At 63.7% G+C, this 13,151-nt stretch carries 12 protein-coding genes; 4 read left to right on the forward strand and 8 right to left on the reverse strand.

Features of this window, described 5'->3' with window-relative positions; all coding sequences use genetic code 11:
* Positions 1 to 9: 9 nt before the first annotated feature.
* The 3 genes from fliQ to ACZ0AJ_RS14685 all read left to right on the forward strand — a co-directional run bounded on the left by fliQ (position 10) and on the right by ACZ0AJ_RS14685 (position 2,118).
* Positions 10 to 279 carry a flagellar biosynthesis protein FliQ gene (fliQ, locus tag ACZ0AJ_RS14675; RefSeq protein WP_332532384.1) on the forward strand — a complete coding sequence of 90 codons (270 nt, stop codon included), beginning with the start codon at positions 10 to 12 and terminating at the stop codon, positions 277 to 279.
* 30 nt (positions 280 to 309) lie between these two features.
* A complete protein-coding gene (gene fliR, locus ACZ0AJ_RS14680) occupies positions 310 to 1,152 on the forward strand; it encodes a flagellar biosynthetic protein FliR (RefSeq protein ID WP_499455233.1) in 843 nt (280 codons plus the stop codon).
* A gap of 129 nt (positions 1,153 to 1,281) precedes the next feature.
* Positions 1,282 to 2,118, forward strand: a complete 837-nt coding sequence (locus tag ACZ0AJ_RS14685; RefSeq protein ID WP_499455234.1) for an alpha/beta hydrolase — start codon at positions 1,282 to 1,284, stop codon at positions 2,116 to 2,118.
* Between the two features lie 58 nt (positions 2,119 to 2,176).
* On the opposite strand, the gene ACZ0AJ_RS14690 is transcribed toward ACZ0AJ_RS14685, so the two are convergent.
* Positions 2,177 to 3,190, reverse strand: coding sequence for a DUF4214 domain-containing protein (locus ACZ0AJ_RS14690; RefSeq protein ID WP_499455444.1), 1,014 nt, complete (start codon positions 3,188 to 3,190; stop codon positions 2,177 to 2,179).
* 254 nt (positions 3,191 to 3,444) lie between these two features.
* Here ACZ0AJ_RS14690 and ACZ0AJ_RS14695 point away from each other — a divergent pair, with 254 nt between their 5' ends.
* A complete protein-coding gene (locus ACZ0AJ_RS14695) occupies positions 3,445 to 5,472 on the forward strand; it encodes an AsmA family protein (RefSeq protein WP_499455446.1) in 2,028 nt (675 codons plus the stop codon).
* On the opposite strand, the gene flgL is transcribed toward ACZ0AJ_RS14695, so the two are convergent.
* The 7 genes from flgL to flgF form a co-directional block, all read right to left on the reverse strand.
* Positions 5,459 to 6,682, reverse strand: a complete 1,224-nt coding sequence (flgL, locus tag ACZ0AJ_RS14700) for a flagellar hook-associated protein FlgL (RefSeq protein WP_499455237.1) — start codon at positions 6,680 to 6,682, stop codon at positions 5,459 to 5,461. The two genes, ACZ0AJ_RS14695 and flgL, sit on opposite strands and share 14 nt — an antisense overlap.
* A 17-nt stretch (positions 6,683 to 6,699) precedes the next feature.
* Entirely contained in the window at positions 6,700 to 8,670 is a 1,971-nt protein-coding gene (gene flgK / locus ACZ0AJ_RS14705; protein WP_499455238.1) for a flagellar hook-associated protein FlgK, read from the reverse strand.
* A gap of 106 nt (positions 8,671 to 8,776) precedes the next feature.
* Positions 8,777 to 9,742, reverse strand: a complete 966-nt coding sequence (gene flgJ / locus ACZ0AJ_RS14710) for a flagellar assembly peptidoglycan hydrolase FlgJ (protein ID WP_499455448.1) — start codon at positions 9,740 to 9,742, stop codon at positions 8,777 to 8,779.
* A 15-nt stretch (positions 9,743 to 9,757) separates the two neighbouring features.
* A complete protein-coding gene (locus tag ACZ0AJ_RS14715; RefSeq protein ID WP_183555732.1) occupies positions 9,758 to 10,870 on the reverse strand; it encodes a flagellar basal body P-ring protein FlgI in 1,113 nt (370 codons plus the stop codon).
* Between the two features lie 12 nt (positions 10,871 to 10,882).
* Positions 10,883 to 11,530 (reverse strand): flagellar basal body L-ring protein FlgH, encoded by a 648-nt coding sequence (locus ACZ0AJ_RS14720; RefSeq protein ID WP_183555733.1) that lies wholly within the window; start codon positions 11,528 to 11,530, stop codon positions 10,883 to 10,885.
* Between the two features lie 15 nt (positions 11,531 to 11,545).
* The gene (gene flgG / locus ACZ0AJ_RS14725) at positions 11,546 to 12,328 is read right to left on the reverse strand and encodes a flagellar basal-body rod protein FlgG (RefSeq protein ID WP_482899817.1); all 783 of its coding nucleotides are present in this window, start codon (positions 12,326 to 12,328) and stop codon (positions 11,546 to 11,548) included.
* 64 nt (positions 12,329 to 12,392) lie between these two features.
* The gene (gene flgF / locus ACZ0AJ_RS14730; RefSeq protein ID WP_499455239.1) at positions 12,393 to 13,133 is read right to left on the reverse strand and encodes a flagellar basal-body rod protein FlgF; all 741 of its coding nucleotides are present in this window, start codon (positions 13,131 to 13,133) and stop codon (positions 12,393 to 12,395) included.
* Between the last annotated feature and the right edge of the window lie 18 nt (positions 13,134 to 13,151).

Consider the following 13,151-nt stretch of genomic DNA (forward strand, 5'->3'; position numbering starts at 1 on the left):
CGCCGCGCGATGACTCCCGAGAGCGTAATGACGATGGGCCGCACGGCCATGGAAGTGACCCTGATGGTCTCGGCCCCACTGCTGCTGGTGGCGCTGATCGTCGGCCTGGTCATCAGTATTTTCCAGGCCGCGACCCAGATCAACGAGGCCACGCTGTCGTTCATCCCGAAGCTGGTCGGCGTGTTCGTCACGCTGGTGGTGGCCGGACCGTGGATGCTGTCGGTGATGCTGGACTATATGCGCCAGGTGTTCACGGGTATTCCCGGCCTGATCGGCTAAGGCCCGCGTGCGCACGCCCGGAAGCGCCCGATGCTGACGCTGACCTCGGCGGAAATGAATGCCTGGATCGCCGGACTGCTGTGGCCCCTGTCGCGCATTCTCGGCCTGATCGCCGCCGCCCCGCTGTTCGGCAATGCCAGCGTGCCGGTGCGTGCCAAGCTCGCGCTGGGCATCCTGCTGGCGATCGTCATCGCCCCCCTCGTGCCGGCCGTGCCGGCGGCCGACCCGACCTCGTGGGCGGGCCTCCTTATCCTGACCAAGGAAATGATCATCGGACTGGCGATGGGCTTTGCCATGCGCATCGTGTTTGCCGCCATTGAATATGCCGGTGAAGTCTCGAGCCAGACGATGGGGCTGGGTTTCGCGATGTTCTTCGACCCCAGCACGCGCGGGCGCTCGTCCGCCATCAGCCAGTTCATGGCGCTGGTCGCGACGATGGCCTTCCTGGCCGTGAACGGCCACCTGATCCTGCTCGAGGCGCTGGCCGAAAGCTTCATCACGATGCCGATTACCGACACCCCATTTTCATCGAACACCGCGCTGGAACTGGTGCGCTGGGGCGGCCGCATCTTCTCGGCCGGGCTGCAGATCGCCATGCCGATCATCGCCGCGCTCTTGATCACGCAGGTTGCCCTTGGCATCCTGACCCGCGCCGCGCCCCAGCTGAACATCTTCGGCATCGGCTTTCCGATCACGCTGGGCGTGGGCTTTTTGACGCTGAGCCTGGTGCTGCCGTACCTTGGCGCGCCGATCGTCAACCTGTTCAATCAGGGCATTGAAGTGAGCAGATCATTGCCTCGTGCGAGCAATCCGCAACCAGGGACGGCGGGTGCGCAGCCGGTGGCCAGGCCGGTGGTACCAGCGCCGGGGTAATCGAGCCCGCGCACTGCGTTACAATGAGAATCATTCTCATCCTTCATCAAGCGCATGGCCACTCCTGCTGCCGTTCCGACTTCCTTCCCGCGCCGCCGCATCCTCGGCGCCGCTGCCGCACTAACCGCCATGGCTACTCCATTGGCACATGCCGCAGCTGCGTGGCAACCCGCCACACTGCAGCAGGCCCGGCAACTCGACATCACGTCGCCCATCACCGGCCAGACCTACCGCATCTTCGTCAGCATCCCCACCACCCCGCCCCCACCCGCTGGCTACCCGGTCATCTACGCACTGGACGGCAACGCGACCTTCCCGACGCTGGCAGTGATGGCGCGCACGATCCTGCCGCGGGGCGCTGCGCTGCCCGTCGTCGTCGGCATCGGCTATCCGGGCGAGTTCGATTATGGAATGGGGCGCGGTCGCGACTACACGCCGCCCTCGGGCGCGGACGGCCCCGCGAAGGAAGGCGGCGCCGACCTGTTCCTCGACTTTATTGAACGCGAACTGAAACCGCTGATCGCAACGCTGGCGCCGCTCGATCCGGCGCGCCAGGCGCTGTATGGCCATTCATATGGCGGCCTGTGCACATTGCACGCGCTGTTCACGCGCCCGGCAATGTTCCAGACTTATCTGGCGGCCAGTCCATCGATCTGGTACCGCGACCGCGTGGTGCTGGGCGGGATGGACGGCTTCAGCCAGCGCGTTGCTGCGCTGCCGTCGAAACCGTCGCTGATGCTGGCCGTGGGCGAGCTGGAACAACCGTCAATCGCAAACGGCCCGCCGCAGGGCCGTGACGCCATTGCCGCCGCGCGCCGCATGGTGGACAACGCGCGCGAACTGGGCGAGCGACTGCAAAAGACTCCTACTCTGGCGCGTGTGCAGTTCCACCTGCTGGCGCACGAAAACCATGGTTCGGCAACCTTCCCGGCGATGGCGCGTGGCCTCGAGTTTTTCCTCGTTTGAATCAGGGAAAGTGTCTGACCGGATACGCAACGCTTCGCCTTACAAGAGCGCGAGCGACTCACCCATACGGCGTATAGGCAAAGCCATTGCCGATGACGTCTGCCAGTTGCGCTCGATTTTCCATGCTCTCGGCGAATTCAATGAGTACGTCCGCGCGACTGGTGCCATGGTCCAGCGCATCATTCCAGAATGCCACACCGGATGCTTCGCCGTCGCGATGCAGTACGTTGTCATACAGCGCGTCGATGAAGGCCATATTGCTGGTATTGGCGCCATACAGGTCGGTGAACTCCGCGCTGTCGATGAAGCTCTGCGAGATCGCCGTCAACGTCTGGCCCGCGTCGCTGACCGCTAGCCAGAAACCGAAACCGATCTTGTCGGGTGTACGGTCAAACGCGGCCTGGTACAGGCGGTAAACCTGGCCCAGGTTGCCCGTCATGGACAGCGCCAGCGCGTCCTTGCTTTCAGTGAACAGGGCACGTTCGATACTGACCAGTTCGATCGTCTGTCCGGCAAAGGGACCCGGGACGGTATAGCCGGTCGCGGTCTTGGTGAGCGTGAAGTCGGATGGCGTTTTGAAAAAGACCGCCGTGTCGCGCGTGTTCGCATCGGTGCCGGCCACACGACCGCCAATGCCCAAGCCGGCAAGTGCGGTGTCGCCATTACGCAGCGTGTTGACCTCGAATGGTCCCACAAGTCGCCCATTCTCGTAAAAGTTGCCGGCGGAATCGGCGATGCTGCCGGGGCTAAATCCCAGCGCATAGCTGCGCACCGACAGCACGTGACCTGGGATAAATGTGACCGTGTTGCCGCTGATCGTCACCGCAGGGTCGGACAGGTCGAACGAGTCGAGCGTCATCGACAAGTTCCCGGTCAGCAGCGAGAGCCTGCCGCCGTACGCCTGGATCGCTTCATCAAACACAATCGTGACAGGCCCGTCGACGGTTGCGCTGACCGACACCACCCTCGGCGCTGTCGTGTCAGGGAACGTGGCTGCAGAACCCGTTGCGACGACGCGTTCAGCGGTGGGGGCATTGGCAAGCAGACTGTCGGTGTGCATGAGCGTGACCAATGGGTCGGGAAAGGATCAGTATAGCCCGATGGAAGCCACATCAAGATAACCGGAAAGCATAAAATCACGCCGGACTCCGGGCATGGCGCGTGGCCTTGAATGTTCTCTCACCTGACGCAAAGCGTAAAAAAATACCAATTAATTGTGCAGTAGTGCGACTTAGCCAACCAACAATATTGCCAAGACCCTGCTAGCCTGACGATCCCGGTGCCTCGCTGCGCCAGCCGCCGACCCACTCATGGGCACGAACGACAATGACCCTTTCCAGACCTCTCAAAATTACCGGCTGGATCTTGCTGGCCATCACCGTGGCAGTGATCCTGTTCCTCATGCTGTTCGACTGGAACATGCTGCGTCCCTATATCAACCGCAAGGTGTCGGAAACGACCGGGCGTGAATTCGCCATCCGCGGTGATCTGGACGTCAAGTTCCAGCGTGATCGCAACGGTGAAACGGGCTGGCGGCGCTTCGTGCCGCAGCCGCATATCACGGCCGACAATGTCTACATGAGCAACCCTGCCTGGAGCACGGTCGGCAAGCAGATGGCCGCCGCCCAGCGCATCGAGGCCGGCGTACGCATCCTGCCGCTGCTGACCAGGGATGTCGTGATCACCGACCTGCGCCTGGCCAATCCGGACATCGCTGTCCAGCGCCGTGCCGATGGCAGCAATTCGTGGACGTTCAAGGACAACGGCCCCTCCGAATGGAAGGTCGATCTGCAGCGCCTGGCCTTCGACAGCGCCAAGGTGCGCTACGTCGACGAACCGATGAGCCTGGACCTGCGCGCCACGGCCGATTCGATCAAGGGCGGCGAAACCGCCTCCACGGCGCAAGGCGTGCCGCCGTATGGCCTGGCATTCAAGCTGACCGGTACCTATAACAAGGCGAAGATCACCGGTGGCGGCAAGGCCGGCGCCGTGCTCTCGCTCACGGGCGACAACACCAGCTTCCCGATCGAAGCCGAAGCCACGGCCGGCGAAAACAAGCTTGGCCTGCGCGGCATCATCCGCGATCCGCGTTCGCTGTCGGGCTTTGCCCTGCAGATGCAACTGGCCGGCGCCAGCATGGCCGACCTGTACGGGCTGACTGGCGTGCTGCTGCCGGAAACCCCGCCGTATGCCACCAAGGGCACCTTGCTGGGCAAGAAAGACGGCGACTTCTGGACGTTCACCTATAAAGACTTCACCGGCAAGGTCGGCGCCAGCGATATCGCTGGCACGCTCGCCTACGCCCAGCGCAAGCCGCGGCCGCTGCTGACCGGCGCGCTGACATCGAAGCAACTGCGCCTGGCCGACCTGGGTCCGACCGTGGGCGCCGATACCGGCGAAGGCACCAAGGCCGCCGGCAAGGTCACGGCGCCGGCGCCGGGCAAGGCCCTGCCTGTGGACCAGTTCAACACGGCCAAATGGGGCGCACTCGACGCCGAGGTCAAGTTCACCGGCAAGCAGATCCTCCGTACGGCCGACATTCCGCTGCGCGATATCGAAACCACGATCCGCATGAAGGACAAGGTTCTGACGCTGACCCCGCTGAGCTTTGCGCTGGCGGGCGGGCGCATCACGTCGAACATCCGCCTCGACGGGCGCGAGAAGGTGCTGGATGCATCGGCGCGGCTGGCGGCGCGCGGCGTGAAGATCCGCGAACTGTTCCCCAAGCTGCAATCGATGCAGGCAACCTTTGGTGAAATCAATGGCGATGGCGCGCTGGTCGGTAAGGGCAACACCGTGGCCGCCATGCTGGGCACGTCGCAGGGTGAGATCAACGCCGTCGTTACCGAGGGCACGGTCAGCCAGTTCGTCCTCGAACTGGCCGGCCTGAATGTGGCCAACGCCGTCTACGTGAAGATTTTCGGCGACAAGCAAACCATGCTCAATTGCGTGGCGGCGACCACCACGGTGCGCAATGGCCGCGCGAACATCGATCGCTTCGTGCTCGACAGTGAAGATGCGGTGGTGAACGCGACCGGCTATGTGGACCTGGCCACCGAGAAGCTCGACGTGGACGTGCGGCCGAAAACCAAGGGTGCGCGCATCCTGTCGCTGCGCACGCCGCTGTATGCGCGCGGCACGTTCAAGGATCCGAAAGTGGGGCCGCATGCCGGGCCGCTGGCGCTCAAGGCCGGCGCAGCCGTGGCGCTGGCAGCGATCAATCCGCTGGCTGCCCTGCTCCCGTTGATCAACGTCGACAAGGCGCCCGATACGAACTGCGGCGCCGAAATCAGCGCCGCGAAAGAACCACCAAAGGTGAACGGTAAGGTCGCGCCGAAGATCAAAGGTAGTTGAACAGCGACAGGCCCGACATCGTCTTGAACGACATCTGCGCCGCCTGCAGCGTCATTTGCTGCTGCGAGAAGTCCGAGATGGCCTTGACGGTGTCGAGGCCCACCAGATCGTCGAGCGTGGAGGCGTACTGAATGTCCAGGTCGTCGCCGGTGCTGTCGAGGTAATCGAGCTCTTTCATGTGCGCGCCCACCGACGATTGCACTGTCAACACGTTGTCATGCGCATTCTTCAGATTGTCGAGCGCCGTGTTCAGGCCGTTGGTCAACGCTGCCTTGCCGGCCGAGCCTTCGCCCGCCAGGCGCAGCGTGGAGATCAGGTCGGTCACGGTCGTAAACACCGACTGCTTCTGGCTCGGCTCGACGCTGAAGGTGTCGCCATTGGCCGGCGCGCCCTTGATGTCGAAGGCCATGCCGCCAAAGGTGATCTGCTTGCCGGGCTCATAGGCATTGCCGCTGCTGACCACGGCTTGCGGATTGCTGCTCGTGTCGTAGACCGAATACGTGGTGACTGGCGGCGTGGCGGTGCTCACCGCGAATTCGATCCCGTACTTGGTGCTGTTGAAGGCCTGGCGGTCCACGACCGAGCCGGACGAAATCAGGGCCGCGCCCGTATTGCCGCTACCAGCCTTGGTCTGGAACGTGCCGTTGCCGGTCGGGATTGCTTCGAAAATGGCGCTACCCGATGCCGACAGCGGCAATTTGCGCGAATCGCTCACCTGCAACTGGCGCACGCCCTGGTCGCCCTGATAGGCCGCGCCGGTGGGGGTGCTGGTGAACGGCTGGGTCGTAGTCATGTAACCCGAAAACAGGTAACCGCCCGAGCCGTCGGCGGTATTGGCGATACCCAGCAGATCGGCCAGGCGGCCTTCGAGTTCCGTCGCCAGCTTTTCGCGGTCGCTCGGCAGCATCGTGGCGTTACCGGCCGAGACGGCCAGCGTCTGGATGTCCTGCAGCACATCGCCCGTATTTTGCAGCGTCGATTCCACCTGCGCCAGCGACGACTTCGCGCTGTTGCGGTTGGTAGCGAACTGGGCATTGATTTCCTGCGACTGGCTCACTTCGAGCGCGCGCGCCGAGGCGACCGGATCGTCGGCGGCGGTCAGCAGGCGGCGGTCGGTCGACAGCTGCATCTGCGTGCGCGCGAGCGCGCTTTGCAGCGTGTTGAGCTGGTTGGTCGAGGTGGAATACAGATTCGCGGTACTGATACGCATGATCTTCTTTCTCTACGTTAGCGGCTGATCGACAGCAGCGTGTCGAAGATGGTGCCGGCGATCTGCATCACCTTGCTCGACGCCTGATAAGCCTGCTGGTACTTGATGAGATTGGCGGCTTCTTCATCCAGATTCACGCCCGAGACATCGGCCTGGGCGCCCTCGGCCTGCGCCAGCAACGCATTGCCGGCCTGCGCATTGACCTGCACTTCGCGCGTCTTGTTGCCCACCTGGCTGACCATCTGCGCATACGACGACGTCAGCGTGGCGGTGCCGTTGTTGAAGATGTTCTTGGTCTGCAGCTCGCCCAGCGCAGCGATATTGCGGGTGTCGCCCACGCCGCTGCTGTTGGCCGCGATCGTGAACTTGTCGTTGTCGCCCGGCTTGCCGGTCATCGTGACGCTCACGCCGCCAAAGCTGTAGGTCGAACCGTTGTCGAACTTGACGTTGGCAGAATTGACCTGGCTCGACTCGCCCTTGCTGTTGACCACGGTCACCATGCCGGCCGGGAAGCCGGTCAGGTTGCCGCTGGTTTCATCGAATTCAAGCGTGACCGGCAACGCGGCGGGTGTGGTCAGGAAATCCTTGGACACCTTGCCTTCGCTGATCTTGGCGGTGCCGGTATTGGTCAGCGGCATGCTGGTCAGAATCGGGGCCGCGGCGGCGATCTGCGAGACATCATTGGCCAGCACCTTGAAGTTGGCCGCGCCGTCGATGGTCGGGCGCACCAGGAACGTGTCCTTGTTGCGCGCATTGTTCTTGAAGCTGAACTCGACGCCATCGATTTCAAACGTGGCCACGCCGTTGGCGCCCGGCGTGACGGTGCCCACATCGGCGTTGTCGGACTGGCGCACGACCTTGTAGCTGGTGCCGTTGAACGTGACTTCGTAGTCGCTGTCCTTGAGCTTGCTCGGATCGGTCACCTTGGCGCTCAGTTCGGCGGCCGGATCGGTGCTGGTGCCCTTGGCGTTGTTGATGCTCGCACCGACGAACGCCGGCGCCACGTTGAAGAACGGCTGCCCCTTGTTGCCGTTCTGGTCCAGGCCCAGCTGGTGCTGTGCGTTGAATTCAAAGGCCATGCCAATGGCGATCTTGCCGAGCGAACTCTGGGCCTTGTCGAGCGTGTCGGTACGAAACTCGAGCAGGCCGCCCAGCTTGCCGCCGGAGAGCGCGCCATCGGGCAGCACCGCCACTTTCGAGCCCACCTGGTACCCCACTTCCATGCGCGTGAGGTCGGTTGGCGACGCCATCGCCGCCAGCTGGAACGAGTCATTGCCCACCACCAGCGGCTGGCCGTTGCCGATGGAAATCGTCAGGCTGCTGTTGTCGCCCGGCGTGACGCTGGCCTTGACGAATTTGTTCAGTTCGAGCACCACCTGGTCGCGCTGGTCGAGCAGGTCGTTCGGCGGGCGCGTGGCCGAGGAGGCGAAATTGGAAATCTGCTCGTTGAGCTTGGCGATCTGCGTGCCGTAGGTGTTGATCGCGGTGACGCTCGCTTCGATCTCGCCATTCACGCCGGAGCGGATCTCGCCCAGGCGCGAATCGAGGTCCTGCAGGCGCGTGGCCAGCGTTTCGGCACTCGACAGCATCGCCTGGCGCGACGGCACCGACGCGCGGTTGGCGGCCATGTCCTGCACGCCCTTGAAGAAGCCCTGCATCGCCGGCGACAGGCCCGATGTGGTGTCGGCCAGCAGGTTGTCGATCTGCTTGATCTGCCCGTAGTACGACTCCAGGCCGCTGGTGCTGGCCTGGGCGTTACGCACTTGCGCGTTCAGAAAATTATCGCTGTAGCGCTTGATCTGCGCGATCTCGGTCCCGGTGCCCAGGAAGCCGACACCCGTATCGAGCGCGGCCGACGTGGCCTGCACGACAGTCTGGCGCGAGAAACCCGCCACGTTCGCGTTGGCGATGTTGTGGCCGGTCGTGGCAAGGGCTGCCTGTGCTGCATACAACCCGGTCTTACCGATGGCGAGGAGGCTACCTGACATAATTTTTTTCTCTCTGTGACAGTACAGTCAACGGCAGGTTTTCAGAAAACTTGACGGTTGGCTGACATAAGAATGGCGTCAACGGGCGCATGTGCGCATGGGTACATTACGCCAGCGAGTTCTTGATCAGGCGCGTCAGCTTGGCCGCGTAGTTTGGATCGGTCGCATAGCCGGCGCGCTGCAGGCCCTGGGCAAAGGTGGCCGCGTCGCTGCTGCCGATGACTTTTTCGTAACGCGGGTTCTTCGCGATCATGTTTGCGTAATCGCGGAACGAATCGGCCGGGCTGTCGTAGGCGCGGAATTTCTCGACCTTCGTCTGTGGCTTGCCATTCACGTATTCGGTGGTGACGGCGGTGGCGACCTTGCCTTTCCAGCCAGGGCCAGCCTTGATGCCGAACAGGTTGTTGCTGTTGCTGCCATCGGCATTTTTGATCATGCGCTTGCCCCAGCCGGTCTCGAGCGCGGCCTGGCCCAGCATGAACTTGGCCGGCACGCCCGTGGTCTGCTCGGCCGCATGGGCGTGCTCGTGCAGTTTTTCCTGGAACGCGCGCACGTGCGGCGCCTGGATGCGGCCCGTCTCGGTCGTTGCCGGCAGCGGCGGCGCCTTGCTGGCGGTAGCACTTGCTGCAGCGCCAGCACCCAGCGCCGCGCCATTGCCATACATCGCCGCCGCGTTGGTCAGCGACGGGGTCAGGCGGCCAGCGCCAGCGGCGGCATCGCCCCCCATGCCATCGGCGCCAATGGCCAGCGCCTGCTGCCCCATCTGGTTCGCGCTCAGCTGGCGCACCAGCACGTCGGCCAGGCCGACACCGCGCTTGGCCAGGTTCTGGCTGGTCTGCTGGTCGAGCATCGTCGTGAAGGTCTTGGTCTGCTGGTTGTCCAGCATGCCTTCCTGGGGCGTCGCATCGCGCATGCTCTTCATCATCATATTGATGAACATCGCCTCGAACTGGGTCGCCGCTTCTTTCATGGCGGCCGGCGTGCCGGCTTTCGCGCTGTTCTTCAGCCCGTTGAGGCTGTTGGTGTCGAGCGCGAGCTTGCTGGTCTGGTCAAGGTTGGGCGAGGCGATCATGGCGTGTCTCTTGAATTAGATGATTTCGAGCTCGGCGCGCAGCGAACCGGCGGCCTTGAGCGCTTGCAGGATGGCGAGCAAGTCTTGCGGGGTGGTGCCGATCGAGTTCATCGCCTTGACCACTTCAGCCAGCGATGCCCCGCCCTTCACGTTGATCATCTGACCAGGCTCTTTCTTGATCTCGACCGACTGGTTCTGCGTGACGACGGTCTGGCCGCCGGCCAGGGCGTTCGGCTGGCTCACCTGCGTATCCGAGCCAATCGTGATCGACAGGTTGCCGTGCGAGATCGCGCAGTTGTCGAGCATCACGGCGCGGTTCATCACGACCGACCCGGTGCGGGCGTTCATGATGACCTTGGCCGAGGCCAGCGGCTGATTGACGTCGATCTGTTCCAGCATGCCCAGGAAAGCGACGCGCTGGTCGCTCGACGAGGGCGTGCGCACGCGCACCACACGGCCGTCCAGGGCCGTGGCGATGCCGGGCCCGAACTGGTCGTTGACGGCGTCGACGACGCGCGCGGCGGTGGCGAAATCGGTCTCTTTCAGTTCCAGGCGAATCTGGTTGTTTTCGCCCAGATTCGATGCGACGGCGCGCTCGACCGTGGCACCGGCCGAGATACGGCCGACGGCCAGGTGATTGACCTGCACCTGCGCGCCGCCGCCCTGCGCCTGGACGCCCACGCCGCCGACCACCAGGTTGCCCTGGGCCATGGCGTAGACCTGGCCATCGGCGCCATGCAGCGGCGCCATCAACAGCGTGCCGCCGCGCAGGCTTTTGGCGTTACCGATCGACGACACGGTGATGTCGAGCGTCTGGCCCGGCTGGGCAAACGCCGGCAGCGAGGTCGTGACCATCACAGCTGCCACATTCTTCAGTTGCAGCTGGGTGCCGGCCGGCAGGTTGACGCCCTTCTGTTGCAGCATCGCGCGGATCGACTGCACGGTGAATGGCGTCTGGCTGGTCTGGTCGCCGGTGCCGTCCAGGCCCACGACAATGCCGTAGCCGGACAACTGGTTCTGACGCACGCCGGCGATGGTGGCCAGGTCCTTCAGGCGCTCGGCCTGGGCCAGGGGGGCGATGCCGCCAAAAGCGGCAACCAGCAGGACAACGGAAGCAAATTTACGCATGGGGTTGGCCTTTTAGAACGGCAGCATCGACAGGAAGAAACGCGACAGCATCGACGTCACCTCGGCGCGATCGAGCCGGCTGTTGGTGCGGTATTCGACGCGCGCATCGGCGATCACGTTGGACGAGACCATATTGCCGGCCTGGATCGTGTCGGGGCTGACCATGCCCGAGAAGCGGATGAACTCGGTGCCCTTGTTCATCGCGACCTGCTTTTCGCCGGCCACGATCAGGTTCCCGTTCGGCAGCACTTCGGTGACGGTCACGCCGATCGTGCCGGTGAAATTGTTCGACGCGCTCTGGTTGTCGCCATCGGCAAACTTGGTGCCCGATTCCAGCGCCACACCGGCACCGATCACGCCGGCCAGCAGGCCCGGGCTGGTGAAGCTCGCGCTGCCGCTCTTGTTGCCTGAACTCGCACCGGCCTTGGTTGCCGACGTGCGCTCGCTGATATTGACGGTCAAGAGGTCCCCGATATGACGGGCGCGGCGGTCTTCGAACATTGGCCGGTAGCTGTTGACGTTGAAGATCGCGCCATCGGTGGCCGGGGCGCCGTCGACCAGCATCGGACGCGCGCTGGTCGGGCCCTGCACGATGGTGGTGGGGGTGGCGGCGCAACCGGCAAGCAGTACCAGCGCAGCGAACGAAGTCAGGATTTTCATGATGGCTGTAGAAGATTAAAGCTGCGACAGTTTTTGCAGCATCTGGTCGGATGTCGTGATCGCCTTGCTGTTGATTTCGTAGGCGCGCTGGGTCTGGATCATCGCGACCATTTCCTCGACCACGTTGACGTTCGACGACTCCACATAACCCTGCATGATGTTGCCCGCGCCATTGGTGCCTGGCACGTTCAGGTTCGGGTTACCGGAGGCGGTGGTTTCGGTGTACAGGTTCTCGCCGCGCGACTCGAGGCCGGCCGGGTTGATGAAGGTGGCCAGTTGCAGGGCGCCGATCTGGGTGGTGGCGGTTTCGCCGGCGACAGTGACCGATACGGTGCCGTCACGGCCCACCGTGATCGACTGGGCATTGATTGGCACGGTGATCGGCGGCTGGATGACGAAGCCGCTCGACGTCACGAGCTGGCCGTTCTGGTCTTTCTGGAACGAGCCGTCGCGGGTGTAGGCCTGGGTGCCGTCCGGCATCAACACCGGGAAGTAGCCAGGCCCGTTGACCATCACGTCCTTGTCGTTGCCGGTCAGCTGGGGATTACCCTGGGTGTGGATGCGCTCGGTGGCGACGGTGCGCACACCGGTACCGATCTGCAGGCCCGACGGCAGATTGGTCTGCTGGGACGATTGCGCACCTGGCTGGCGCACGTTCTGGTACAGCAAGTCCTCGAACACGGCGCGCGACTTCTTGAAGCCGTTGGTGCTGACGTTGGCGAGGTTGTTCGAGATGACGTCGAGATTGGTCTGCTGGGCTTCCAGGCCGGTCTTGGCGATGTAGAGCGAACGGATCATTGCATTCTCCTATTGGTGGCAGGCGAATGCCTCCACGGACAATAGAATTATGCAGCGGCAACACTTAATTCAAAGCGAGGAGTTGGGTGGCTTTCGCCGCGTTGTTCTCGGCGTTCTTCAGCAGGCTCATTTGCGTGTCAAAAGAACGTGCCAACGCAATCATGTCGACCATGCAATCGACCGGATTGACGTTGCTGCCCTCGAGCGCGCCACCTGCGACCTGCACGGTCGGGTCGGCCTGGACCGGCGCGCCGTTCTTGACGCGAAACAGCCCGTCGTCGCCGCGCACCATGTCGCCCTGTGGCGGATTGACCAGCTTCAGGCGGCCGATCACCGCCGGCGCGGCCGGCGTGTCGACGTTGGAAATCGTCGAGATGGTGCCGTCACTGCCGATCGTCACGGTAGCGTCAGGCGGGACCGTGATCGGCCCGCCTTCGCCCGCAATCGTCTGGCCACCCGGCGTTTGCAGCACGCCGTTCGGACTCATCTGAAGCGCGCCGTTGCGGGTATAGGCCTCGGTGCCATCCGGCATCTGCAGCGCCAGCCAGCCCTGCCCTTTCACCGCCACATCCAGATCGCGCCCCGTGGCCTGCAGCGGGCCGGCGGCGAAGTCGTTGCCGGCGGTCGAGTCGACGACGAATGCACGCGTCGGCATGCCCGGCCCCTGCACCGGCGCCGCGCGGAACATGTCGATCTGGGCGCGAAAGCCCGTCGTGCTCACGTTGGCCAGGTTGTTGGACGTCGTGGCTTGCTGCTCGAGGATGTGCTTGGCGCCGGAGGCGGCGGTGTAGATCAGGCGGTCCATGGTGGTTTCCTAGATGGG

This window comes from Telluria sp. AC161 (genome assembly GCF_979258535.1).